The sequence below is a fragment of the Streptomyces sp. NPDC001530 genome, from assembly GCF_042894545.1.
Taxonomy (GTDB): domain Bacteria; phylum Actinomycetota; class Actinomycetes; order Streptomycetales; family Streptomycetaceae; genus Streptomyces.
This window is the reverse complement of record NZ_JBIAVS010000017.1, coordinates 20326-43718: the sequence shown is the minus strand read 5'-3', so window position 1 is coordinate 43718 and position 23393 is coordinate 20326. Positions and strand designations below refer to the sequence as shown.

General features: G+C 70.5%; 23 protein-coding genes. 11 read left to right on the top strand and 12 right to left on the bottom strand.

The window, feature by feature from the left end; all coding sequences use genetic code 11:
- Window positions 1-119: 119 nt before the first annotated feature.
- From ACFY0T_RS32195 to ACFY0T_RS32185, 3 genes are read left to right on the top strand one after another with little or no spacing between them, the layout of a single operon-like run.
- On the top strand, window positions 120-995 hold the full coding sequence (locus tag ACFY0T_RS32195) for a sterol desaturase family protein (protein ID WP_388878358.1): 876 nt from the start codon (window positions 120-122) through the stop codon (window positions 993-995).
- Window positions 992-1663, top strand: coding sequence for a lysoplasmalogenase (locus ACFY0T_RS32190; protein WP_388878355.1), 672 nt, complete (start codon window positions 992-994; stop codon window positions 1661-1663). The genes ACFY0T_RS32195 and ACFY0T_RS32190 overlap by 4 nt, the downstream gene beginning before the upstream one ends.
- A 39-nt stretch (window positions 1664-1702) precedes the next feature.
- Entirely contained in the window at window positions 1703-2746 is a 1044-nt protein-coding gene (locus ACFY0T_RS32185; protein ID WP_388878353.1) for a zinc-dependent alcohol dehydrogenase family protein, read from the top strand.
- 42 nt (window positions 2747-2788) lie between these two features.
- Here the strand turns inward: ACFY0T_RS32185 and ACFY0T_RS32180 are convergent, their stop codons facing one another.
- From ACFY0T_RS32180 to ACFY0T_RS32160, 5 genes are all read right to left on the bottom strand, one after another.
- Window positions 2789-3799 carry a CopD family protein gene (locus tag ACFY0T_RS32180; RefSeq protein ID WP_388878350.1) on the bottom strand — a complete coding sequence of 337 codons (1011 nt, stop codon included), beginning with the start codon at window positions 3797-3799 and terminating at the stop codon, window positions 2789-2791.
- A 100-nt stretch (window positions 3800-3899) separates the two neighbouring features.
- Complete coding sequence (locus ACFY0T_RS32175) at window positions 3900-5303, bottom strand: CoA transferase (RefSeq protein WP_388878347.1); 1404 nt, start codon at window positions 5301-5303, stop codon at window positions 3900-3902.
- A 22-nt stretch (window positions 5304-5325) separates the two neighbouring features.
- Window positions 5326-5856, bottom strand: a complete 531-nt coding sequence (locus ACFY0T_RS32170) for a hypothetical protein (RefSeq protein ID WP_388878345.1) — start codon at window positions 5854-5856, stop codon at window positions 5326-5328.
- Between the two features lie 76 nt (window positions 5857-5932).
- Entirely contained in the window at window positions 5933-7459 is a 1527-nt protein-coding gene (locus ACFY0T_RS32165; RefSeq protein WP_388878342.1) for a S8 family serine peptidase, read from the bottom strand.
- 71 nt (window positions 7460-7530) lie between these two features.
- Window positions 7531-9057, bottom strand: coding sequence for a S8 family serine peptidase (locus ACFY0T_RS32160; RefSeq protein ID WP_388878340.1), 1527 nt, complete (start codon window positions 9055-9057; stop codon window positions 7531-7533).
- Between the two features lie 385 nt (window positions 9058-9442).
- Here ACFY0T_RS32160 and ACFY0T_RS32155 point away from each other — a divergent pair, with 385 nt between their 5' ends.
- The 3 genes from ACFY0T_RS32155 to moaA all read left to right on the top strand — a co-directional run bounded on the left by ACFY0T_RS32155 (window position 9443) and on the right by moaA (window position 12580).
- Entirely contained in the window at window positions 9443-9799 is a 357-nt protein-coding gene (locus ACFY0T_RS32155; RefSeq protein ID WP_388878337.1) for a DUF485 domain-containing protein, read from the top strand.
- Entirely contained in the window at window positions 9796-11421 is a 1626-nt protein-coding gene (locus ACFY0T_RS32150) for a cation acetate symporter (RefSeq protein ID WP_388878335.1), read from the top strand. The genes ACFY0T_RS32155 and ACFY0T_RS32150 overlap by 4 nt, the downstream gene beginning before the upstream one ends.
- Window positions 11422-11590: 169 nt before the next feature.
- Window positions 11591-12580 (top strand): GTP 3',8-cyclase MoaA, encoded by a 990-nt coding sequence (moaA, locus tag ACFY0T_RS32145; protein ID WP_388878332.1) that lies wholly within the window; start codon window positions 11591-11593, stop codon window positions 12578-12580.
- Between the two features lies 1 nt (window position 12581).
- Here the strand turns inward: moaA and ACFY0T_RS32140 are convergent, their stop codons facing one another.
- The 3 genes from ACFY0T_RS32140 to ACFY0T_RS32130 form a co-directional block, all read right to left on the bottom strand.
- A complete protein-coding gene (locus ACFY0T_RS32140) occupies window positions 12582-12836 on the bottom strand; it encodes a hypothetical protein (protein ID WP_388878330.1) in 255 nt (84 codons plus the stop codon).
- Between the two features lie 27 nt (window positions 12837-12863).
- A complete protein-coding gene (locus ACFY0T_RS32135; protein WP_388878327.1) occupies window positions 12864-13076 on the bottom strand; it encodes a hypothetical protein in 213 nt (70 codons plus the stop codon).
- Between the two features lie 488 nt (window positions 13077-13564).
- Entirely contained in the window at window positions 13565-13984 is a 420-nt protein-coding gene (locus ACFY0T_RS32130) for a DUF3099 domain-containing protein (protein WP_388878324.1), read from the bottom strand.
- A 249-nt stretch (window positions 13985-14233) separates the two neighbouring features.
- Between ACFY0T_RS32130 and ACFY0T_RS32125 the strand changes: the two genes are divergently transcribed.
- A complete protein-coding gene (locus tag ACFY0T_RS32125) occupies window positions 14234-14509 on the top strand; it encodes a GlsB/YeaQ/YmgE family stress response membrane protein (RefSeq protein ID WP_388878321.1) in 276 nt (91 codons plus the stop codon).
- Window positions 14510-14610: 101 nt separating this feature from the next.
- Here the strand turns inward: ACFY0T_RS32125 and tyrS are convergent, their stop codons facing one another.
- From tyrS to ACFY0T_RS32110, 3 genes are read right to left on the bottom strand one after another with little or no spacing between them, the layout of a single operon-like run.
- Window positions 14611-15879, bottom strand: coding sequence for a tyrosine--tRNA ligase (gene tyrS, locus ACFY0T_RS32120; protein WP_388878318.1), 1269 nt, complete (start codon window positions 15877-15879; stop codon window positions 14611-14613).
- A 43-nt stretch (window positions 15880-15922) separates the two neighbouring features.
- Window positions 15923-17317: a metallopeptidase TldD-related protein gene (locus tag ACFY0T_RS32115; protein WP_388878316.1), complete on the bottom strand. Its 1395-nt coding sequence runs from the start codon at window positions 17315-17317 to the stop codon at window positions 15923-15925.
- Entirely contained in the window at window positions 17314-18837 is a 1524-nt protein-coding gene (locus tag ACFY0T_RS32110; protein ID WP_388878313.1) for a TldD/PmbA family protein, read from the bottom strand. Before ACFY0T_RS32110 ends, ACFY0T_RS32115 begins: the two co-directional genes overlap by 4 nt.
- Window positions 18838-19085: 248 nt before the next feature.
- On the opposite strand from ACFY0T_RS32110, the gene fabG reads away from it, so the two are divergent.
- From fabG to ACFY0T_RS32095, 3 genes are all read left to right on the top strand, one after another.
- A complete protein-coding gene (gene fabG / locus ACFY0T_RS32105) occupies window positions 19086-19790 on the top strand; it encodes a 3-oxoacyl-[acyl-carrier-protein] reductase (RefSeq protein WP_388878310.1) in 705 nt (234 codons plus the stop codon).
- A gap of 5 nt (window positions 19791-19795) precedes the next feature.
- On the top strand, window positions 19796-20563 hold the full coding sequence (fabI, locus tag ACFY0T_RS32100) for an enoyl-ACP reductase FabI (protein ID WP_265565844.1): 768 nt from the start codon (window positions 19796-19798) through the stop codon (window positions 20561-20563).
- 222 nt (window positions 20564-20785) lie between these two features.
- Complete coding sequence (locus ACFY0T_RS32095) at window positions 20786-21079, top strand: hypothetical protein (RefSeq protein WP_388878845.1); 294 nt, start codon at window positions 20786-20788, stop codon at window positions 21077-21079.
- Window positions 21080-21170: 91 nt separating this feature from the next.
- Here the strand turns inward: ACFY0T_RS32095 and ACFY0T_RS32090 are convergent, their stop codons facing one another.
- Window positions 21171-21866, bottom strand: coding sequence for a FadR/GntR family transcriptional regulator (locus ACFY0T_RS32090; protein WP_388878306.1), 696 nt, complete (start codon window positions 21864-21866; stop codon window positions 21171-21173).
- A gap of 111 nt (window positions 21867-21977) precedes the next feature.
- Here ACFY0T_RS32090 and ACFY0T_RS32085 point away from each other — a divergent pair, with 111 nt between their 5' ends.
- Window positions 21978-23363, top strand: coding sequence for a CynX/NimT family MFS transporter (locus tag ACFY0T_RS32085; protein ID WP_388878303.1), 1386 nt, complete (start codon window positions 21978-21980; stop codon window positions 23361-23363).
- Window positions 23364-23393: the final 30 nt, after the last annotated feature.

The window sequence follows — 23393 nt, the reverse complement described above, 5'->3', positions numbered from 1 at the left end:
ACCGGCCGACGCGACAGCGCCCGTTGGCGGAGATCGCCAAGAAGCAAGCGCGTACCGCCGGTAATACTTGTGGGTAACAACGTCTAGCCGCAGCCGACCAGCGGTTCTACGGTGCACCCATGCCGAACCTCCCCAATGTCGTGGTCTGGTCGATACCCGCCTTCGTGCTGCTCACAGTGATCGAGATTGTGAGCGTGCGCCTCCATCCCGACGACGACGAGGCGGGGTACGAGACGAAGGACGCCGCCACGAGCGTCGGCATGGGGCTCGGCAGTCTGTTCTTCGACTTCCTGTGGAAGTTCCCGATCGTCGCGATCTACGGGGCGATCTACGAACTGACGCCGCTGCGGGTGCCCGTCCTGTGGTGGACCGTGCCGCTGATGCTGCTCGCGCAGGACTTCTTCTACTACTGGTCGCACCGCGGGCACCATGTCATCCGCATCCTCTGGGCCTGCCACGTCGTCCACCACTCCAGCCGGAAGTTCAACCTCACCACCGCCCTGCGCCAGCCGTGGACGTCCCTCACCGTGTGGCCCTTCTACGTCCCGCTCATCGCCCTCGGCGTGCACCCGGCGGCGCTCGCCTTCTGCTCGTCCGCGAACCTCGTCTACCAGTTCTGGATCCACACCGAGCGCATCGACAAGCTGCCCCGCCCCTTCGAGTTCGTCTTCAACACGCCCTCCCATCACCGCGTCCACCACGCCTCCCAGGGCGGCTATCTGGACCGCAACTTCGGAGGGATCCTCATCGTCTGGGACCGGCTCTTCGGATCGTTCGTCCTGGAGACCGCGCGGCCCGTCTACGGGCTCACCAAGAACATCGCCACGTACAACCCCTTGCGCGTGGCCACCCATGAGTACGCCGCCATCGCCAGGGACCTGAAAACGGCGGCGAGTTGGCGTGAGCGGGTGGGGCGGGTCTTCCGCGGGCCCGGCTGGCAGCCCGCGCCGTCGGCGGCCGACACGAAGACGCCGGTCACGGAGCCCGTCGCGTGAACCCACGCCACGCGCGCGTGCTACTCGTCTCGTTCGCTCTGGCGACCGTCGTGGACCTCGTCTCCCTGGCCGCCGGGTTCGACCTCGGGCACCGGATCGCCAAGCCGCTCCTGATGCCGCTGCTCGCCGCCCACGTGGGTGTCCGGGGCGGCCCGCGGCTCCTGGTCGCCGCCCTGCTCTGCGGCTGGGGCGGCGACGTCCTGCTGCTGTCCGACGCCGACCCGGCCTTCCTGGTGGGGATGGCCTCCTTCGCGGCGGGGCACGTGTGCTACCTCGTGCTCTTCCGGAAAACGTCACGCGCGCGGGGAGGGTGGATCGCCGGTGCGTACGCCGTCGCCCTCGTCGCCACCGTCGTCCTCCTGTGGCCCGACCTGCCCGCCGATCTCCGCATCCCCGTCGCGGGCTACAGCCTGCTGCTGACCGCGATGGCGTACGGGGCCACCGGGCTCGGGCCCGTCGCCGGTCTCGGCGGCGCTCTCTTCATGCTCTCGGACACGCTCATCGCCACCGGAGTCGCCGACTGGCCGCAGCTCCCGAGGCCGGACTTCTGGATCATGCTCACCTATGCCGCGGCCCAGTATCTTCTGGTCCGCGGGGTGCTGGGCACCCTCGGCGCGCGCCCCGCGCCGTCGGCGGCGTACGGTGAGATGCGCTCAACCACCCCCTGAGCGCATCCACCGACGCCCCGCACGAGAAGGACCCTCGCCATGCGCGCCACCACCATCCACGCCCCGTACGACATGCGTGTGGAGGACGTGGCCGAGCCCGTGGTGCAGTTGCCCACGGACGCGGTCGTTCGGGTGCTGCGCTCCTGCATCTGCGGCAGCGACCTGTGGGCGTACCGCGGCGAGGCGGCCCGGCAGCCGGGGCAGCGGATCGGGCACGAGTTCCTCGGCATCGTCGAGGAGACCGGCTCCGAGGTGAGCGGGGTGCGGCGCGGTGACCTGGTCGTCGCGCCCTTCATGTGGTCCGACGGCGTGTGCGACTACTGCCGCGAGGGGCTCACCACGTCGTGCGAGCACGGCGGCTTCTGGGGTTCCGTCGGGTACGACGGCGGGCAGGGCGAGGCCGTGCGCGTGCCGTTCGCCGACGGCACCCTCGTACAACTGCCCAAGGACGCGGCCTCCGACGACCACCTGCTGTCCGCCCTGCTGACGCTCTCCGACGTCATGGGCACCGGCCACCACGCGGCCCTCGGCGCGGGGGCCCGCAAGGGCGCGACCGTCGCCGTCGTCGGGGACGGGGCCGTCGGACTGTGCGCCGTGCTGGCCGCCAAGCGGCTCGGAGCCGAGCGGATCATCGCGCTCGGACGCCACCAGGTGCGTACGGACATCGCGCGCCGCTTCGGCGCCACGGACGTCGTCGCCGAGCGCGGCGACGCGGCCGTCGAGGCCGTGCGCGAGCTGACGCGGGGACAGGGCGCGCACTGTGTCGTCGAGGCGGTCGGCACCGAGCAGTCCATGAGGACGGCCGTGAACATCACCCGCGACGGCGGCGCCATCGGCTTCGTCGGGGTCCCGCACGGCAGCGGCACGGGCCTGGACCTGAGCGTGATGTTCGACCGGAACATCGCCCTGCGCGGCGGTGTCGCGCCCGTGCGCGCGTACATCCCGGAGCTGCTGCCCGACGTCCTGGACGGGACCATCGACCCGTCGCCCGTCTTCGACATGACCGTCGGCCTGGAGGGCGTGCCCGAGGGCTACAAGGCGATGGACGAGCGGACCGCGCTCAAGGTGCTCGTCACCAACTGACGGCCACGTGCTCGTCACCAACTGACGCTCTCCGACTGACGGTCACCACCTGATCGGCAGGGGCAGCGCCGTCAGTACGCCCGACACCGCGACGACCACGCCCAGCGCCACGACCTCCGCACGCGCGGGCGTGCAGGCGCTGAGCGGGTCCGCCGCCCGCCGCAGGCGCAGGCGCGCCCACACGGCGAGGACGGCGACGGCGGCCACGACGAGCACCTTCGCGAGCAGCGTGCGACCGTACGCCGTCGACGTCAGCTGGTCCAGGACCGTGCCAGGAGGCATCCGGCGCAGCGCGCTCCATGTGCCCGTCGCCGTGAGCGCCGCGAACAGAACGGCCGCCACGCGCGCGTAGAGGCCGAGAACCGCGACACCCGCCTCCGAAGGACGCCACTTGCGCAGCATCCTCAGGACGTGCAGCAGACCGCCCACCCACAGCGCCGCGCACGTCAGGTGAACGAGCGTCAGGCCGGAGCCGACCAGCGGGCCGTGCTCCGTCGTGGGATGGGCGCGCAGCGCCTCCGCGACCACCACCGCGGCCAGCGGCCACACTTGGGTGGCCGGCCGGCGCGAGCGGGCGCACAGCCACGCCACCGCGAACGCGTTGACCTCCAGGAGCGCCAGCTTGCCGTCCCGCGTCTGGTACAGCCCGCCGACGTCCATGTCGGAGAGATGGTGCGGCAGCAGATTGCCGGTCGCCACGACCGAGGCGAGCCCCAGCGCGGCGACGAACCCGGCGGCAGCGGTGGAGGACGCCCAGCTGCGGGGCGCGTCCGCCAGGGGCGCGCCGGGCACCCGGCGGGCCAGCCGCGCCGCGAACAGTTCCCCCGCCGGGACGCACAGCGCCGCGAACACAACCGTACGCAGCAGTGCGATGCCACCGACGCCGGGCGCCGCGGCCTCGCCCGTACCGTGCAGCGCGGTGCGCGGGCCGAGCAGCGGGATCAGGGCCGCGACGGCCACCAGGACGAGCACGGCGACGGCCCGTCCGGTGGCCCGGCGCCGCGCCGGCTCGCCCGGGTCCGCCACCTCGTCTGTCGGTCGTATCAACGTCACCTCAAGATCTTCACCAGGTGTCACAGAACCGGGCAAGTGCAGTGAAACAACTGGCGGTACGGCATTCCGCCCATAGGTACGGTTCCAGCCGACCCGCGGCTCAGAGCCACCGGGCGGAATCGGCTCCCCAGCGGCCCGGCGGCCGCGCCCAGTCGTCCGGCCCGCCCGCGAAGGAGACCGGCGGCCGGGCGTACCGCAGCCGCCCCAGGTCGCTGTCGGTCTCGGCGAGCCAGAGGCCCGGTTCGTACGCGACGCCCGCGCCCTCCTCGTCCGCGTTCACCGAGGCATCCCCGGCCCTCTCATCCGAGGCGAGTCCGTTCACCAGCCACGCGGCCGTCTGCGCGAGCGCCAGCCGTACGAGCCATGTGCCGCCCCGCTCCGTCCGCTCGGTGAGCGAACGGAGCACGGCGGCGGCCAGCAGATAGCCCGTGCCGTGGTCGAGCGCCTGCGCGGGCAGCGCGCCAGGCCGCTCCGGCGACCCCTCGATCGCCGCGATGCCCGTGGCGACCTGCACCAGGCTGTCGAAGCCACGCCGCCCGGCCCACGACCCGTAGTCGCCCCACGCCGACAGCTGCGCCACGACCACCCCGGGCGCGCGCTCGGCCAACGCCTCGGGTGAGAGCCCGAACCGGTCCAGGGCACCCGGCCGATAGCCGGTGACGACGACGTCCGCGGCGGCGAGCAGCTCCTCGAAGGCGCGCCGGTCGGTCGCCAGATCCAGGGTCGTCGACCGCTTCCCGAAGCCCGTGTCCGCGTGCTGGTCGGGGAGTTCGGGCAGCTGCGGAGCGTCCACGCGCAGGACATCGGCGCCCAGCAGGGCGAGCGTGCGGGTGGCGACCGGGCCCGCGATGACCCGGGTGAGGTCCAGGACGCGTACGCCCGCCGCGGGCAGCAGCGGTGCCCCGGCGAGCGGCGCCAGCGCGCGTACGGGCGCCTCGCCGACCTGCTCCCGGCTCAGCAGCGGCCGGCGCGCCACCGCCGCCCCCTGCTCGTGCGCCGCCCACTCCTTGGCCGTGCGCAGTGCGACGGCGAGGCCCCCGGCTGCGTACACGGCGTCCTCCACGTCCACGGCGGACCGCTCCGCGAGATGAGCGGCGACCGCGTCCACCGACGCGTCCTCGGGCAGCTCCAGGGCGCTCAGCAACCGCGCCCGGTGATGCGGATAGTTCGCGTGCGTCCGCACCCAGCCGTCGGCGGTCCGCCAGAACCGCGACATCGGCGCGAAGTTGACGGGCGCCCGTCCGTCGATCAACAGGTGCCGCTCGCTGACGAACGCCGTGGCCACGGCCCCGTCGTCCACCGTCACCCCGGGCACGTCGGCGAGACCGGCCCGCCGCGCTCCGAGCTCGGCGCCGGCGAGCGAACACGCCGCCGCGCAGGTCCGCGCCAACTCCCGTACAGGCAGACGTGCTTCCAGCGCGCCCCGGCGTACGACAGTCGAGACACGCGAGAGCAGAGCGGGATCGCCACCCATTGCAGCCCATGCGAACTTGATGTCAGTCATGACTGCACTATGCAGTATTGACTCAATCAACATGGGAAGCTGCCGCCCACCACAGACGCACCTCCTTGTGCACGTCCGTCGGGCGCAGCTCCCACCCTTGGGTGAGGGCGACCTCGGCGACGTAACTCCCGCCGACGCCCCGGTAGATGTGCAGCGGTATCGCGCACTCGACCGGCGGTTTCGCCTTCTTCGGCTTGGGCGGTGCCGAGGCTGCCGCGGTCCACCGGGCGACCGCCTTGTCGACCCGCGCCTTGTAGTACTCGGTGTTGCCTTCGTGCCGCATCTCAGGCCACCACACGCACCAGGAGGCCAGGTCGCCGAGCCGGTCCAGTGTCCGCTCCATGAACTCTCCGAAGTCGTGCTCGACGCGCTCACTGAACGCAGCGACCACCTCCACCAGGAGACCGATGGCGATGAAAGCGAGCGCCGTCGCCACCCACACCACGCACAGCACCGGGACGTACACCATGGTCGCAATAAAACGGAGCACCAACTGCCACTTGGGCCGGACCGGCTCCGGAGTCCAGGTCGCGGGATCTTCGTATACATCCATGGCGGAGATCCTGCCGCAGCATGCGGAAGGGCCGGGCAGGTGGTCCCCGCCCGGCCCGATCACGCGCGCGTGAGTGCTACTTCGTCACCGCGTCCAACGCGTCCGCGGTGCCCCAGCCGTAGAAGCCGTTGCGGTTCTTCGTGCCCTCGCACACCGCGTCGACCTTGCCGTCGCTGTCGATGTCGTACGGGTCGGTGCACGGCGTGGCGTCGGCCTCCGCGTACAGCAGCGCCTTCACCACGGCGGCGGGGGCGTGCGGGTGCGTCGACTTGATGAGGGCGGCCACGCCCGCGACATGCGGGGTCGCCATCGACGTACCGGCCATGTAGCCCCAAGTGCCGCCGGGCAGCGGGCCGAGGATCAGACCGCTCGTCGCGGGCGGGGCCGGCGTCTGGTAACGCGTCGAGTCGCCGCCGGGCGCGGCGATGTCGACGACGCCCAGGCCGTAGTTGGAGAAGGACGACTTGATGCCCTTCGCGCCGGTCGCCGCGACCGTGACGACACCCGGCAACTGGGTCGGAATGTCATAGCACTTGGAAGGGTCGATCACCCGGTCCGAGGGGGTCCCGTCGTTCGGGGAGACCGGGTCGGTGATCGAGTCTGCCGCGAGGTCGTAGCTCTCGTTGCCCGCCGCCGCGACGTTGACCGCGCCCTTCTTCTCCGCGTACCGCGAGGCGCGGGTGATCGCGTCGACGAGGGCCTTCTGGTCCGGGTCATCCTTGCAGTTGAAGTACCAGGGGTCGGTGTAATAGCTGTTGTTGGTGACGTCGACGCCGTGCTCGGCCGCCCACACGAAGCCGCAGACGACGGCCTCCGTGTAGAAGTAGCCGGCCGTCGTGGCCACCTTGATGCCGGCGACCTGCACGCCCGGCGCGACACCGGTGATGCCGACGCCGTTCTTGGCGCCCGCGATCTCACCCGCCACGTGCGTGCCGTGCGGGCTCTCCCCGGTGGTGGGCCGCCAGGCCCCGTCGGTGGTGTCCGGCTTGCCCGTCACGCAGTTGGCCGACGCGCCGCGGTCGAAGTTCGGCGCGATGTCCGGGTGGGTGTCGTCGACGCCGGTGTCGATCACGGCGACCGTGACGTCCTTGCTGCCGAGCGTCTTCTCGTGCGCCTTGTCCGCCTTGATGGCGGGCAGGTCCCACTGCAGGGGCTCCAACGGGTCCTGCCCGTCGGCGGCTTCGGCCCTCGCGACCTGCTCCTGCCGGGCGGTGAGCGCCTGCGGCGTGCCCACGTCGGTGGTCGACTGCGCGGGCAGCGGCGCGTTGCGCGTGTTCCCGGCCGACTCCACACCGCGTACGCCACGGATCGTCTTGGCGAAGTCGGCGTTCGACGAGTGCACGACGATCACGCCGATCTGGTCGTACGACGTCACGATCGTGCCGCCCGCCTCGGCGATGGCCTTCTTCACCGATGCGGAAGTGCCGTGCCCAGGCCGGACGTTGACGACATAGCTGAGCGAGGTCGCGTCGGCGGCGGCAACCTGCTGCGACGCCTCCGCGGCCGACGCGGTGACGTTCGGCAGGAAGGCGAGGGCCGTCGCCGTGGCCATCCCCAACGGGATGGCTATGGCGCGGCGGGAGCGCTTGTAGGGCGCTGTCATGAATTCTCCAGTTCAATTCGCGGGACGAGCTGTACGAGCCGTGCGGTAGCTCAACTGGCATTCACTGGCGACTACTTGACCGCCCGCAGCGCGTTGACGATCCCGAACCCGTAGAAGCCGTTCACGCGCTTGCCGCCCACGCAGGTGGCGTCCACGACGCCGTCGCCGTCCCCGTCGTACGGGGCGGTCGGGCAACCCGGGTTGTCCGCCTCGGCCTTGAGCAGCACCTGGAGCTGGTCCGGGGTGGCCCAGGAGTACTTGGACTTCAGCAGGGCGGCGACGGCGGCGACGTGCGGCGTCGCCATCGAGGTGCCCTGCAGGAAGCCGTACTGGTTGTTCGGCATCGTGGAGAGGATGCGGCCGTTCTTCGACGGCGTGTCCGGGATCTGGTACTTGTCGCCGCCCGGCGCCGAGACGTCGATCACGCCGTCGCCGTAGCTGGAGAAGTACGACTTGGCGCCCTTGACGCCGGTCGAGCTGACCGTGACGACGCCCGGCAGCTGGGTCGGCACGTCGAAGCACTGGTGCGGGTCGACCGTGCGGGTGACCGGGGTCGTGTCGTCGGGGCTGGAGTCGTCGACGATCGCGTCCGCGTCGAGGTCGTCGTTGGAGTTGCCGGCCGCCGCGACGTTGAGGGTGCCCTTCTTCTGGGCGTACAGCTGGGCCCGGTTGACCGCGTCGACGATGGCCTTCTGGTCGGGGTCGTCGAGGCAGTTGTAGAGCCACGGGTCCACGTAGTAGCTGTTGTTGGTGATCTCCACGCCGTGGTCGGCGGCGAAGACGAAGGCGCAGACGACGCTCTCCGGGAAGAACAGCTGGGTCGAGTCCGGCTCGGCCACCGTGATGCCCGCGACCTTCACACCGGGCGCGACGCCCGCGACACCGACGCCGTTGCGGGCCGCGGCGATCTCACCCGCGACATGCGTGCCGTGGTAGTGGTCGGCGTCCACGGGACGCCAGGCACCGTACGTGGTGTCCGGCTTGCCGCCGACGCAGTTCGCGGACTGCGAGGCGGAGAAGTTCGGGGCGATGTCCGGGTGGGTGTCGTCGACGCCGACGTCGATCACGGCGACCGTCACGTCCTTGCTGCCCGGGTTGACCTTCGCGGCCTTGTCGGCCCCTATCGCGCGCAGGTCCCACTGGTCGGCCTCGAGGGGCTCCTCGCCCGATGTGGCGCTCTGCGCGACCTTGGCGGCCTCGGCGGCCGACAGCACCTGCGCGGCGCCCTCGTCCGTCGTCCCCGCGGGCGCCAGCGGCGCCGTCCGCGTCGCGCCCGCCGACTGCACTCCACGGACCGCCCGGATCTGCTTCCCGAAGTCCGGGTTGGCGGAGTGGACGACGATCACACCGATCTTCTCGTAGGCGATGACGACGCTGCCGCCGGCCGCCGCGATCGCCTTCTTCACCGACTCGATGGTGCGGTGGTCCGTCTTGGTGTTGACCACGTACGCGAGGTTCGGGCCGTCCGCGGTCGTCGCGGTGGACGCCGCGCGCGGGGCGGCCGACGCGGCGCCCGGCAGGAAGCCGAGCGAGGCGGTGAGCGACAGGACGACCGGTACGGCCAGGGCGAGGCGGCGTCTGGATCGCAGATGAGCCATGGGATCTCCACATCATCCGGAAAACGGAGCTGCCCGAACACAGGTGGTGCTCGGGCAGGTACATGACGGAGTGGTGCAGGCCGAAGCTATCCCCCCTCCGACCTGGCCAGCAATGACTTCCCGCGATGACTTCTGGATGACTTCTGAAAGAAGCCAGGGGAGTTGAACCGGTCCACGCGTGGCGCCGTGACCTTGAACAGGGAGCCCGAGGACGATCGAGCCCCCTGTTGGATCACGCGGAGGAGCAATATCGTCGCTCCTGGTTACGTGATCCACGTCACTGTGAGGTCAAAGCCGCATGTCCGTACCCGAGCCGTCCCCGTCCGCGAGCCCCGACTCGCCCCCGTCCACCGTCGTAACCGCATCCGCAACGCGAGGAGACACCGTGGCCACCGACGCACCGCCACCCTCGAAATCCGGTTCCCCCCTCCCCTCCACCGAGGAGTTCACCGAGGTGCAGGAGAGCGCCGAGTTCGGTGAACTGCGCAGCTCCTACCGCTCCTTCGCCTTCCCGCTGACCGTCGCCTTCATCGCCTGGTACCTGCTGTACGTCCTGCTCTCCAACTACGCGGGCGACTTCATGGGCACCAAGCTGTTCGGCAACATCAACGTCGCCCTGGTGCTCGGTCTCGCCCAGTTCCTCACCACGTTCCTCATCGCCTGGTGGTACTCGCGGCACGCCGCCGCGAAGCTCGACCCCAAGGCCGAGGCCATCAAGTCCCGGATGGAGGGCGGCGCATGAGCATCGCACAGCAGAGCCTGCTGGCGGCCGGCGAGGCCAGCGAGCACCGGCCGCTGATCATCAGCCTGTTCGCGGTGTTCGTCGCCGCGACCCTCGTCATCACCGTCTGGGCGGGCCGCCAGACCAAGGACGCCGCCGACTTCTACGCCGGAGGCCGCCAGTTCACCGGCTTCCAGAACGGCCTCGCCGTCTCCGGCGACTACATGTCCGCCGCGTCCTTCCTCGGCATCGCGGGCGCGATCGCCCTCTTCGGGTACGACGGTTTCCTGTACTCCATCGGCTTCCTGGTCGCCTGGCTGGTCGCCCTGCTCCTGGTCGCCGAACCGCTGCGCAACTCCGGCCGGTACACGATGGGCGACGTCCTCGCGTACCGCATGCGCCAGCGCCCGGTCCGTACGGCCGCGGGCACCTCCACGATCGTCGTGTCGATCTTCTATCTGCTGGCCCAGATGGCGGGCGCGGGCGTCCTGGTCTCGCTGCTCCTTGGCATCACCAGCGACGGCGGCAAGATCGGCATCGTCGCCCTCGTCGGTGTCCTGATGATCGTGTACGTCACCATCGGCGGCATGAAGGGCACCACCTGGGTACAGATGGTCAAGGCGGTGCTGCTGATCGTCGGCGCCCTGCTGCTCACCTTCCTGGTGCTGCTGAAGTTCAACTTCAACATCTCCGACCTGCTCGGCAAGGCGGCCGACAACAGCGGCAAGGGCACACCCTTCCTGGAGCCCGGCCTCAAGTACGGCGCCACGTCCACGACCAAGCTGGACTTCATCTCGCTCGGCATGGCGCTTGTCCTGGGCACCGCGGGCCTGCCGCACATCCTGATCCGCTTCTACACCGTGCCCACGGCCAAGACCGCGCGGAAGTCCGTGAACTGGGCGATCGGCCTCATCGGCGGCTTCTACCTGATGACCCTCGCGCTCGGCTTCGGCGCCGCCGCGCTGATCAAACCGGACGAGATCATCGCCTCCAACAAGGCGGGCAATACCGCGGCACCCCTCCTGGCGCTGCACCTGGGAGGCGTCGACTCCAACTGGGGCGCCGTGCTGCTCGCCTCCATCTCCGCCGTCGCCTTCGCCACGATCCTCGCGGTCGTCGCCGGACTGACGCTGGCCTCGTCCTCCTCGTTCGCGCACGACATCTACGCGAACGTCATCAAGAAGGGGCAGGCCACCGAGAAGCAGGAGGTCAGCGCCGCGCGCTACGCGACGATCGCCATCGGTGCCGTATCCATCGGCCTGGGCGCCCTCGCCCGCGACCTGAACGTCGCCGGTCTGGTCGCACTCGCCTTCGCGGTCGCCGCGTCCGCGAACCTGCCGACGATCCTCTACAGCCTCTTCTGGAAGCGGTTCACCACGCAGGGCGCGCTCTGGTCGATCTACGGCGGTCTGGTCACCGCGGTCGGCCTGGTGCTGTTCTCGCCTGTGGTCTCCGGCAAGCCCACGTCGATGTTCCCGGACGCCGACTTCCACTGGTTCGCGCTGGAGAACCCGGGCATCATCTCGATCCCCATCGGCTTCCTGCTGGGCTGGCTCGGCACGATCCTGTCCAAGGAGGAGCCGGACGCCGGCAAGTACGCCGAGCTGGAGGTCCGCTCGCTCACGGGTACCGGAGCGCACTGAGACCGCACACTGACGGCCCCGTCGTAGCCGCTGGTAGATCACTACTAGTAGGTCCCTACGACGGGGCCGCGCCGTACCTCGTGGGATCCGGCCGCTGTCGATGTCAGTCCCGTCACGTAGGCTCGATCGTGTCTGGTAGAAGTGATCCGCATCGAGGGAGGGGGCCCACGTGCTCATTGACACCTACGGCCGAGTGGCAACCGACCTGCGCGTCTCACTGACGGACAGGTGCAATCTCCGGTGCACGTACTGCATGCCCGAAGAGGGCCTGCAGTGGCTGGCCAAGCCCGATCTGCTCACGGACGACGAGATCGTCCGCCTGATAGACATCGCGGTCACCAGCCTGGGCATCACCGAGGTCCGCTTCACCGGCGGCGAGCCCCTGCTGCGCCCCGGCCTGGTGGGCATCGTCGAGCGGGTCGCGGCCCTGGAGCCCCGCCCCCAGATGTCCCTGACGACCAACGGCATCGGCCTCAAGCGCACCGCGACCGCCCTGAAAGCGGCGGGCCTGGACCGGGTGAACGTCTCGCTGGACACCCTGCGCCCCGACGTCTTCAAGACCCTCACCCGCCGCGACCGCCACAAGGACGTCATCGAGGGCCTCGAAGCCGCCCGCGCCGCCGGCCTGACCCCGGTCAAGGTCAACTCGGTCCTGATGCCGGGACTGAACGACGACGAGGCCCCGGACCTGCTGGCCTGGGCCGTGGAGCACGACTACGAGCTCCGCTTCATCGAGCAGATGCCCCTGGACGCACAGCACGGCTGGAAGCGCGAGGGCATGGTCACCGCCGGGGACATCCTCGCCTCCCTGCGCACCCGCTTCGAGCTCACCGAGGAGGGTGCCGGCGAGCGGGGTTCCGCCCCCGCCGAGCGCTGGCTCGTCGACGGCGGCCCGCAGCGTGTCGGCGTCATCGCCTCGGTCACCCGCCCGTTCTGCTCGGCCTGCGACCGTACGCGCCTGACGGCCGACGGTCAGGTCCGCACCTGCCTGTTCGCCACCGAGGAGACCGACCTGCGCGCCGCGCTGCGCTCGGACGCCCCCGACGAGGAGATCGCTCGCATATGGCGGCTCGCGATGTGGGGCAAGAAGGCCGGCTCGGGCCTGGACGACCCGTCGTTCCTGCAGCCGGAACGGCCGATGTCGGCGATCGGCGGCTGACCTAGCCCTCGCCCGGCTCCGACGGCTGGGAGGCCTCCCACTCGTCGAGCTTCACGACGTCCTTCAGGAACCCGCGCACACCCAGGAACTGGGACAGATGCTCGCGGTGCTCCTCACACGCGAGCCACGTCTTGCGGCGCTCCGGCGTGTGCAGCTTCGGGTTGTTCCAGGCGAGCACCCACTCGGCATCGGCACGGCAGCCCTTGGCCGAGCAGATGGGGGAGGCGGGATCGGAGCCGGGGGCGTTCAGGTTCACGCTCCCGACCCTAGCCGAGGCCGTACGTCACCGATTCCGCGCCGTCGCCTGACGCCCGGACACCAGCACCTCGACGACCTGCCGCAGGATCCCCATCGCCCGGAACGCGCTCGGATGGCGCGACTGCGGCAGGACCAGCACGGCCAGTCCGATCAGGAGCAGCGTCAGACAGACGAAGGCCAGGGGGACGAGGACGGTCAGTGCGGTGACAAACCTGACATTTTGCCAGATTGTGAGCATGGAAACCCTCCTGGCGCAGCAGAGCAGTCGCGGGGCGCTCCCCGGCATCGGTCCGTCGCTCCGACGGCGGATGCGGAGCGCGGTCGGAGTATGTCACGCACACACGCCTGCCCTGCACCGGAACCACATGATTGATCTGAGCTTTTCTTGAGCTTGGCGCACGCTCTGTGCTATAGGGGTGCGGCGCTAACGGGTGCGGCGCTGAGGAATCGCGGCGCTCAGGGGATGTGGCGCTCAGGGGATGCGGCGCTGGGGGAGTGCGGCCGCCGCCTCGCGGCATTTCGAATCCGGTGCCGCAAACAAGGCGACGCCGAGCAGCCACGGGGGGAGCTGCCCGGCGTCGGTCCGTCGCTCCGACGGGGGATGCGGAGCGCGTACGAAGTATGTCACGGGTAACCCGTCGCTCGGCACCGGAACAACATGATTGATCTGAGCTTTTCTTGAGCTTGGTGCACGGATGGATTCCGTTTTCGGAGGATCCTCCGTGGTCAGGTCGGGGTCACGTCAGGTCGCGCGGCGTGCCCCGCGGGCGCGTCCCCCGGGGCGGCCGCGACGTCCTCCGGGGCGGCCGCGACGTCCTCCGGGACGGATTCCGCGGAGCCGTCCTGCGGCGGCGGCGCGATCATCGGGCGGGTGGGGACGTCGACGAACGTAGAGGGGAGCGACGGCGCGTTCTCGCGGCCCGCGTTGGCGATCACCACGGCGATATAGGGGAGAATCAGCCCGAGCACCAGCGCGACGATGGCGACGTGCCGCTCGACGTTCCACAGCGTGGCGGCGAGGATCACGGAGACCGTGCGGACGGACATCGAGATGACATAGCGGCGCTGCCTGCCCCGTACATCCTCGTCGAGCCCCTGCCGGGCCCCGGTGATCCGGAAGACCTGGACGTTGCTCTGCTTCCGCATCACGTTCCACCACCCGCCTGTGTCGGACGCTCCCCGGTCCGTCCGTACCCGGTCCGAACCCGGTCAAGGAAGCAGGCCCGAACACGTTCAACGTTACGCCGCGGCTGCGTCGCGTTCGAGACCGGGTCATGTCCCGTCCGGCCGGACATGATGCGCCGTACCGCGTATGGCTCCGCCCGACATGCGCCGTATGGCGGACCGGCCGAGACTGGGCCTACTGCTCACGCGGAGCCGTACTAGGAGGCAGACATGGGCTGGTTGTGGGCGATCATCGTCGGTTTCGTGCTGGGCCTGCTCGCCAAGGCGATCATTCCGGGCAAGCAGCACAGCCCGCTCTGGCTGACCACCATCTTCGGCATCCTCGGAGCCATCGTGGGCAACGCGATCGCCCGTGCGCTCGGCGTCGACGCCACCCGAGGCATCGACTGGAGCCGGCACGCGTTCCAGCTCGTGGCCGCGATCATCATCGTCTACCTCGGCGACATGGCGTACATGGCACTGCGGGGCAGCAAGGTGAAGGCCTGACGGTCCGGCCGGAAAGCGTGACGGTCCGGCGAGAGAGCGCGGCGGTACGGCGAAGGGGGCGGCCCGTGACGGAGCCGCCCCCTTCGTCGTGGATGCTGGGCTCAGCCGCCGGTGACCTCCACCGCGGCCAGGTTCTTCTTGCCGCGGCGCAGCACCAGCCAGCGCCCGTGCAGCAGGTCCTCCTTGGCGGGGACCGCGTCCTCGGCGGCGACCTTCACGTTGTTCACGTACGCCCCGCCCTCCTTGACCGTGCGGCGCGCGGCCGACTTGCTCGCCACCAGGCCGACCTCCGCGAAGAGGTCCACGGCGAGGCCGAGCTCGGCGACCTGGATGTGCGGCACCTCGGAGAGAGCCGCGGCCAGTGTCCTGTCGTCGAGCGCGTCCAGCTCGCCCTGCCCGAACAGCGCCTTGGACGCGGCGATCACAGCGGCCGTCTGGTCGGCGCCGTGCACCAGCGTCGTCAGCTCCTCGGCGAGCGCGCGCTGCGCTGCGCGGGCCTGGGGGCGCTCCTGGGTCTGCTTCTCCAGCTCTTCGAGTTCCTCACGGGACTTGAAGGACAGGATCCGCATGTACGTCGAGACGTCCCGGTCGTCCACGTTCAGCCAGAACTGGTAGAACGCGTACGGCGTCGTCATCTCGGGGTCGAGCCAGATGGCGCCGCCCTCGGTCTTGCCGAACTTGGTGCCGTCCGCCTTGGTCATCAGCGGCGTCGCCAGCGCGTGCACGTTGGCGTGCGGCTCCAGGCGATGGATCAGATCGAGGCCCGCGGTGAGGTTGCCCCACTGGTCGCTGCCGCCCTGCTGCAGCGTGCAGCCGTAGCGTCGGTACAGCTCCAGGAAGTCCATGCCCTGCAGCAGCTGGTAGCTGAACTCCGTGTAGCTGATGCCTTCCTCGGACTCCAGGCGGCGGGCGACCGAGTCCTTCGTCAGCATCTTGTTGACGCGGAAGTGCTTGCCGATGTCGCGCAGGAACTCGATGGCCGACAGGCCGGCCGTCCAGTCGAGGTTGTTCACCATGACCGCGGCGTTCTCGCCCTCGAAGGACAGGAACGGCTCGATCTGTGAGCGCAGTCGGGTCACCCAGTTCGCGACCGTCTCCGGGTCGTTCAGCGTGCGCTCCGCCGTCGGGCGCGGGTCGCCGATCTGGCCGGTCGCCCCGCCCACCAGGGCCAGCGGACGCAGCCCCGCCTGCTGGAGGCGGCGCATGGTCAGGACCTGCACCAGGTGACCGACGTGCAGACTGGCCGCCGTCGGATCGAAGCCGCAATAGAACGTGACGGGACCGTCCGCGAGCGCCTTGCGCAAAGCGTCCTCGTCAGTGGAGAGGGCGAACAGCCCCCGCCACTTCAGCTCGTCGACGATGTCCGTCACGGTTCTCGTATCTCCTTCATCGGTCTCGTAATCAGGTACGAGGTTATACGCCCTGACTGACAGAGCTCATATTGAAGTCCGGCACCCGCAGCGCGGGCATCGCAGCCCTAGTGAACCAGTCGCTCCACTCCCGGGGCAGCGTCTTTTCCGTCCGCCCCGCCTCCGTCGCCCGCCCCAGCAGGTCCACCGGCGACTCGTTGAACCGGAAGTTGTTCACCTCACCGACGACCTGGCCGTTCTCGACGAGGTAGACGCCGTCACGGGTGAGCCCGGTCAGCAGCAGCGTCGCCGGGTCGACCTCGCGGATGTACCAGAGGCAGGTCAGCAGCAGACCGCGCTCGGTGCCGGCGACCATCTCCTCCAGGGAGCGGTCCGTGCCGCCGTCCAGGACGAGGTTGCCGATCGACGGCGTCACCGGGAGCCCGGTCAGGCCCGCGCTGTGCCGGGTGCTGGTCAGGTGCGTCAGCTCGCCCTCGCGGATCCACTCGGTGGCCGTGAGGGGCAGCCCGTTGTCGAACACGGACGCGTCGTCGCCGGAGGAGTGCGCGAGGACGAAGGGGGCGGTCTCGAGGCCCGGCTCGTTCGGGTCGCTGCGCAGCGTCAGCGGCAGCTCGGCGAGCTTCTCTCCGACACGGGTGCCGCCACCGGGCTTGCTGAAGACGGTCCGGCCCTCGGCCGCGTCCCGGGCCGCCGCCGACCACATCTGGTAGATCAGCAGGTCCGCGACGGCGGTCGGCGGCAGCAGCGTCTCGTAGCGCCCCGCGGGCAGGTCGACGCGCCGCTCGGCCCAGCCCAGCCGTACGGCCAGCTCCGCGTCCAGGGCCGCCGGGTCGACGTCCTTGAAGTCCCGTGTCGACCGGCCCGCCCACGCCGACCGCGTGCGGTCCGGCGACTTGGCGTTGAGCTCCAGCGTGCCGTTGGGCTGGTCGTGCCGCAGGCGCAGCCCCGTCGACGTACCGAGATAGCTGGAGACGAGTTCGTGGTTGGCGAACCCGTACAGCTCGCGGCCGCCCGCACGCGCGCGTGCGAACGATTCACCGAGCGCCGGCGCGAAGTCCGCGAAGACGGCGGACGAGGTCTCGGCGGGCGCGTCCGTGAAGTCGGGGGACTCCGGCACGCCCATGACCAGCGGCTGGGCGTCCTCGGCGGGACCGGCGCCACGTGCGGCGGCCTCGGCGGCCCGCACCAGCGGCTCCAGCTCGTCGGCGGTCACGGCCGAGCGCGAGACGACCCCGGACGACGTGCCCTCACGCCCGTCGACGGTGGCGATCACGGTCAGGGTGCGCCCGCGCGTGACCCCGTTCGTGGTGAGCGCGTTGCCCGCCCAGCGCAGGTTCGCGGTCGAGTGCTCGTCGGCGATCACCATGCAGCCATCGGCGCGGGACAGTTCGAGGGCGCGCTCGACGACCTCGTGCGGCTTGTTCGTACGGGCGCTCATCGACCGGCCTCCTGCGTGGTGTTGAGGATGTTGACACCCTTGAAGAGGGCGGACGGGCAGCCGTGCGAGACCGCCGCGACCTGGCCCGGCTGGGCCTTGCCGCAGTTGAAGGCACCGCCCAGGACATACGTCTGCGGGCCGCCCACCGCGGCCATCGAGCCCCAGAAGTCGGTGGTCGTCGCCTGGTACGCGACATCGCGCAGCTGGCCCGTGATCCGACCGTTCTCGATCTTGAAGAAGCGCTGCCCGGTGAACTGGAAGTTGTAGCGCTGCATGTCGATGGACCAGGAGCGATCACCGACGACGTAGATGCCCCGGTCGACGCTCCCGATCAGATCCTCCGTCGACATCCCGGCGGGATCCGGCTGCAGTGACACATTGGCCATGCGCTGCACGGGCACATGCCCGGGGGAGTCGGCATACGCGCAGCCGTTGGAGCGCTCGAAGCCGGTGAGCTTCGCGATGCGCCGGTCCAGCTGGTAGCCGACGAGCGTGCCGTCCTTGACGAGGTCCCAGGACTGCCCCGCCACGCCCTCGTCGTCGTACCCGATGGTCGCGAGGCCGTGCTCGGCGGTGCGGTCGCCGGTGACGTTCATCAGCTCGGAGCCGTACCTCAGCTTGCCCAGCTGGTCGAAGGTGGCGAAGGAGGTCCCGGCGTACGCGGCCTCGTAGCCCAGCGCGCGGTCCAGCTCGGTGGCGTGGCCGATGGACTCGTGGATGGTCAGCCACAGGTTCGAGGGGTCCACGACGAGGTCGTACACGCCCGCCTGGACGCTCGGCGCCCGCATCTTCTCGGCGAGCAGCTCCGGGATCTGTCCGAGCTCGGACTCCCAGTCCCAGCCGGTGCCCGTCAGGTACTCCCAGCCGCGCCCGACCGGCGGCGCGAGGGTCCGCATGGAGTCGAACTCGCCGCTGGACTCGTCGACGGAGACGGCGGTGAGCTGGGGGTGCAGCCGCACGCGCTGCTGCGTGGTCACGGTCCCGGCGGTGTCGGCGTAGAACTTGTTCTCGTGCACGGTCAGCAGCGAGGCGTCGACGTGATTGACGCCGTCGGCCGCCAGCAGCCGCGCGCTCCAGTCCGTGAGCAGCCCCGCCTTCTCCTCGTCCGGCACGGAGAAGGGATCGATGTCGTATGCGGAGACCCATGTCTTCTCGGCGTGCACCGGCTCGTCCGCCAGCTCCACGCGCTCCTCGGACCCGGCCGCCTTGATCACCTGGGCGGACAGCTTCGCCATCGCCACGGCCTGCGACGCCACCTTCGCGGCGGCGTCCATCGTCAGATCCACACCCGACGCGAACCCCCAGGTCCCGCCGTGCACCACGCGCACCGCGTATCCCAGGTCCGTGGTGTCCGACGACCCGGCGGGCTTGGCGTCCCGCAGCCGCCAGGACGCGCTGCGCACCCGCTCGAACCGGAAGTCCGCGTGCTCGGCGCCCAGCGCCCGGGCCCGCGCCAGCGCGGCGTCGGCCAGGGCGCGCAACGGTAGCGCCGTGAAGGCTTCGTCGATGGAATGAGGCACCGAGGTCTCCCTGCTGTCGTGGCCTGTCGTCTCCGATCATGTCGCGCGGGCGGGCCCGGCGGCCACGTCTTTCCGCCGCGGGCCGCGTCTTTCGGTCGCGAGGCCAGGACTTTCTGTAGGGATCCGACAGCGAGTCCCCGATCCCACTGTCGGTGCCCGATTCTCCGCGCGACGGATCGGACCGATAGGTTTTCGAGGAAGGCGCCTGTTTTGCAGGGGTTCCAGTCCGCTATCGAAAGGGTGATCCGTTGAGCCGCTCGGTTCTCGTCACCGGAGGCAACCGGGGCATCGGCCTCGCCATCGCCCGCGCGTTCGCCGACGCCGGCGACAAGGTCGCGATCACATACCGTTCCGGTGAGCCGCCGGCCGGCTTCCTGGCCGTCAAGTGCGACATCACCGACACCGAGCAGGTGGAGCAGGCATACAAGGAGATCGAGGCCGAGCACGGCCCGGTCGAGGTCCTCGTCGCCAACGCCGGCGTCACCAAGGACCAGCTGCTGATGCGCATGTCCGAGGACGACTTCACCTCGGTCATCGACACCAACCTCACCGGCGCCTTCCGCGTCGTGAAGCGTGCCAACCGCGGCATGCTGCGCGCCAAGAAGGGCCGCGTCGTCCTGATCTCGTCGGTCGTCGGCCTGCTCGGCTCAGCGGGGCAGGCGAACTACGCCGCCTCCAAGGCCGCCCTGGTCGGCTTCGCGCGCTCGCTCGCCCGAGAGCTCGGCTCGCGCAACATCACCTTCAACGTCGTCGCGCCCGGTTTCGTCGACACGGACATGACCCAGGCGCTCACCGACGAGCAGCGTGCGAACATCGTGTCGCAGGTGCCGCTGGGCCGGTACGCGCGGCCGGAGGAGGTCGCCGCGACGGTGCGGTTCCTCGCCTCGGACGACGCGTCGTACATCACTGGAGCCGTCATCCCCGTAGACGGCGGACTGGGAATGGGTCACTGATCACCATGAGCGGAATTCTCGAGGGCAAGCGCGTCCTGATCACCGGTGTGCTGATGGAGTCCTCCATCGCCTTCCACACCGCCAAGCTGGCCCAGGAGCAGGGCGCGGAGATCATCCTGACCGCGTTCCCGCGGCCCACGCTGACCGAGCGCATCGCCAAGAAGCTCCCCAAGCCCACCAAGGTCATCGAGCTCGACGTCACCAACGACGAGCACCTCGGCCGCCTGGCCGACGTCGTCGGCGAGGAGCTGGGCGGCCTCGACGGCGTCGTGCACTCCATCGGCTTCGCGCCGCAGGACGCCCTCGGCGGCAACTTCCTCAACACCCCGTTCGAGTCGGTCGCCACGGCCATGCACGTCTCGGCGTACTCCCTGAAGTCGCTGACCATGGCGTGCCTGCCGCTGATGCAGAACGGCGGCTCCGTCGTCGGCCTCACCTTCGACGCCCAGTACGCCTGGCCGCAGTACGACTGGATGGGCCCGGCCAAGGCCGCCCTGGAGGCCACCAGCCGCTACATGGCGCGCGACCTGGGCAAGCAGAACATCCGCTGCAACCTCATCTCCGCGGGCCCCATCGGCTCCATGGCCGCCAAGTCCATCCCGGGCTTCAGCGAGCTCGCCGCGGTGTGGGACTCCCGCGCGCCCCTGGAGTGGGACCTCAAGGACCCGGAGCCGGCCGGACGCGGTGTCGTCGCACTGCTGAGCGACTGGTTCCCGAAGACCACCGGCGAGATCATCCACGTCGACGGCGGTCTGCACGCCATCGGTGCCTGATTTCTGCCTGATTTCTCGTACGAGGCCGACGCCCCGTTTCCCGCCGCGCGCGGGGAGCGGGGCGTCACCCGTTCGGCCCACCGGCCGGGCGGAGGCGACGGGTAACTGCGCACCCTGGATTACGCGTTCCGTACGCGTTCCCTCCCCAGCACGGCCGAGGAGGTCTCCCTTGTGCGCCTGTTCCCCTGCTTCGTTCCGGTGCTGGCCGCCGTCGCTCTGGTGATGGCTCTGCCGTGTGACGCCACGCCCCACGCGCGCGTGGAGGCCGGAAAACCCGCGGACCCGGAGCCCTTCGGCGCCGAGTGCCGCACCAGTGTCACCGGCTCCCACGTGGTCGCGTACTGCCACAACCCCTACCCGGAGACCGACCGCGTCGCCCTGCACATCGAGTGCGCACGCTGGTGGGACATCGACACCGACAGCGTCCCGGTCGACACCGCGCCCGCGGCGACGGTGCGGCTGACCGGCCGGTGCTGGGAGGAGATCCGCTCGGTCTGGATCAGCCACGAGAGGTGACGGCTTCGTCAGCCGCACTGGAGGTGATGGCTTCCGCCACCTGCAAGGAGGCGACGGCGCTCGTCGGCGGCTCCAGTAGTGACGGCTTTCGTCAGCTGTCGGAGGCCGGGGAGTCGAGCCGTCCCGGACGGCACAGGAACGGATAGCCCGCGGCCTCCGTGGCGGCCGCCTCCGTGTCGCCCGCGCGGATCGCGTCGACGAGCCGGGCATGGTCCATGTACGTCTCCGGCGTCAGCTCCTCGCCGACGTCCTCGCGCAGCCAGTCGCGCAGCACCTCGCCCAGGTCCGCGTACATCGCCGTCATGACGTCGTTGTGGGACGCGGCCACCACCGCCAGATGGAAGGTCGCGTCGGCGGTCACGAAGGCCTCCGCGTCGCCCGACTCCCACGCTTCCTCACGGCGTACGAGGAGTGCGTCCAACTGCTTGAGATCGCGCTCGGTGCGCCGCTCGGCGGCCAGCTTCGCGGCGCTCGACTCCAGCGTGGAGCGCAGCTCGGCGATGTGCCGCGGATCGGCGTCCGCGAAGCGGCGGTGCATCACACCCGCCAGTTCGCTGGTCGCCACGACGTAGGTGCCGGAGCCCTGGCGGATGTCGAGCAGGCCGTTGTGGGCGAGCGCGCGGACGGCCTCGCGGACGGTGTTGCGGGCGACGCCGAGTTGCTCGACCAGTTCCGGCTCGGTGGGGATGCGGGAGCCCACCGGCCACTCGCCCGAGGTGATCTGGTTCCGCAGCTCGGCGATGACCTGCTCGGACAGCGCCGAACGGCGGGGGTGGCTCAGCGGCATGGCGGTCCTTCGTAGGGGCCCGGAGCGGTCGGTCGCGCGGGGCCGGAGGCTCCGGAGATTAACGCAAGGGGATTGGACAGCCAATCATCCCATGATTCTATGATGGGCGACATGGCTAGCCAGGAGACCCGGACGATGACGTCCACACCCATACGCGGCACCGCCGAGAGCGTGGAGTCCCCATCGCCGTCCACGCGCGCGTGGACGACGCGACTCGTGGTCGTCGGTATCGTCCTCACGGCCCTCAACCTGCGCCCCGCGATCACCAGCCTCGGCGCCCTCCTCGAAGAGGTGCGCGACGGGCTCGGCATGAGCGGCGGCGTCGCCGGCGTGCTCACCTCGGTACCGCCGCTCTGCTTCGCCGTCTTCGGTGTCATGGCACCGCGGCTCGCCCGCCGCTTCGGGCCCGGCGCGGTCGTCTGCGCGGGCATGGTCGCCATCACGGCGGGCCTGGCGATCCGGCCGTACGCCGGGAACACGGCCGGCTTCCTGGCCGCCACCGCCCTCGCGCTCATGGGCATCGCCGTCAGCAACGTCCTGATGCCGGTGATCGTCAAGCGCTGGTTCCCGGACCGGGTCGGCTCCATGACCGGTCTGTACTCAATGGCCCTCGCGCTCGGCACCTCCGCCGCGGCCGCGGTGACCGTGCCCATGACCGACGCCCTGGGTGGCAGTTGGCAGTCCGGGCTCGCGGCGTGGGCGGGCCTCGCGGCGGCGGCCGTGGTGCCGTGGATCGCGCTCGTACGCGTGCGGGGTGCCGACTCCGAGAGTGGTGCCGCTGGTCGGCGTACCGAACCCGGGGTCGGTGCCGACGGTCGGCGTTCCGAATCCGGGGCTGGCGCCGCCGGTCGGCGCCCCAGTGGCGGGACTGGTACGCCCGCCCGACAGGAATCCGACGGGCTGCGCATCACCCGTAGCCGTACCGCCTGGGCGCTCGCCGTCTTCTTCGGGCTCCAGGCCACCGCCGCGTACATCACGATGGGCTGGATGGCCCAGATCTTCCGCGACGCGGGCGTCGCGGCCGGCACCGCGGGACTGCTCCTCGCGGTCACGATGGTGATGGGCGTGCCGCTCGCCTTCGTCATCCCGCGCCTCGCCACGCGGCTGCCCCACCAGGGGCCGATCGTGGTCGCACTCGGCGCCTGCGGACTCGCCGGATACGCGGGTCTCTACTTCGCCCCGGCGAGCGGCGCCTGGGCCTGGGCCCTGCTGCTCGGCGTCTCCAACTGCGCCTTCCCGCTGGCCCTCACCATGGTCGGCATGCGGGCCAGGACCGGCGCGGGCGTCGCCAAGCTGTCGGCGTTCGCCCAGAGCACCGGCTATCTGCTCTCCATCCCGGGACCGCTGCTCGTGGGCGTGCTCTACCAGCACAGCGGCGGCTGGGGTCTGCCGCTCGCGCTCATGGCCGGGCTGATGATCCCGCAGATCGCGGTGGGCATCCTGGCGGGCCGCAACCGCACGGTGGAGGAGGAGGCCGCGCGCCGCCCCCACGCGTGAGGCGCCCTCTTGGGGGCCGACCCCACCGGT

Excerpts from the sequence above, each read along its gene's own strand:
- ACFY0T_RS32135 (WP_388878327.1), bottom strand. The coding sequence starts at position 13,076 with ATGCTCACAATCTGGCAAAATGTCAGGTTTGTCACCGCACTGACCGTC.
- fabI (WP_265565844.1), top strand. The coding sequence starts at position 19,796 with ATGAGCGGAATTCTCGAGGGCAAGCGCGTCCTGATCACCGGTGTGCTG.
- ACFY0T_RS32125 (WP_388878321.1), top strand. The coding sequence starts at position 14,234 with ATGGGCTGGTTGTGGGCGATCATCGTCGGTTTCGTGCTGGGCCTGCTC.
- ACFY0T_RS32195 (WP_388878358.1), top strand. The coding sequence starts at position 120 with ATGCCGAACCTCCCCAATGTCGTGGTCTGGTCGATACCCGCCTTCGTG.
- ACFY0T_RS32130 (WP_388878324.1), bottom strand. The coding sequence starts at position 13,984 with ATGCGGAAGCAGAGCAACGTCCAGGTCTTCCGGATCACCGGGGCCCGG.
- ACFY0T_RS32150 (WP_388878335.1), top strand. The coding sequence starts at position 9,796 with ATGAGCATCGCACAGCAGAGCCTGCTGGCGGCCGGCGAGGCCAGCGAG.
- ACFY0T_RS32165 (WP_388878342.1), bottom strand. The coding sequence starts at position 7,459 with ATGACAGCGCCCTACAAGCGCTCCCGCCGCGCCATAGCCATCCCGTTG.
- ACFY0T_RS32160 (WP_388878340.1), bottom strand. The coding sequence starts at position 9,057 with ATGGCTCATCTGCGATCCAGACGCCGCCTCGCCCTGGCCGTACCGGTC.
- ACFY0T_RS32085 (WP_388878303.1), top strand. The coding sequence starts at position 21,978 with ATGGCTAGCCAGGAGACCCGGACGATGACGTCCACACCCATACGCGGC.
- ACFY0T_RS32095 (WP_388878845.1), top strand. The coding sequence starts at position 20,786 with ATGGCTCTGCCGTGTGACGCCACGCCCCACGCGCGCGTGGAGGCCGGA.
- ACFY0T_RS32115 (WP_388878316.1), bottom strand. The coding sequence starts at position 17,317 with ATGAGCGCCCGTACGAACAAGCCGCACGAGGTCGTCGAGCGCGCCCTC.
- ACFY0T_RS32185 (WP_388878353.1), top strand. The coding sequence starts at position 1,703 with ATGCGCGCCACCACCATCCACGCCCCGTACGACATGCGTGTGGAGGAC.
- ACFY0T_RS32090 (WP_388878306.1), bottom strand. The coding sequence starts at position 21,866 with ATGCCGCTGAGCCACCCCCGCCGTTCGGCGCTGTCCGAGCAGGTCATC.
- ACFY0T_RS32175 (WP_388878347.1), bottom strand. The coding sequence starts at position 5,303 with ATGACTGACATCAAGTTCGCATGGGCTGCAATGGGTGGCGATCCCGCT.
- ACFY0T_RS32170 (WP_388878345.1), bottom strand. The coding sequence starts at position 5,856 with ATGGATGTATACGAAGATCCCGCGACCTGGACTCCGGAGCCGGTCCGG.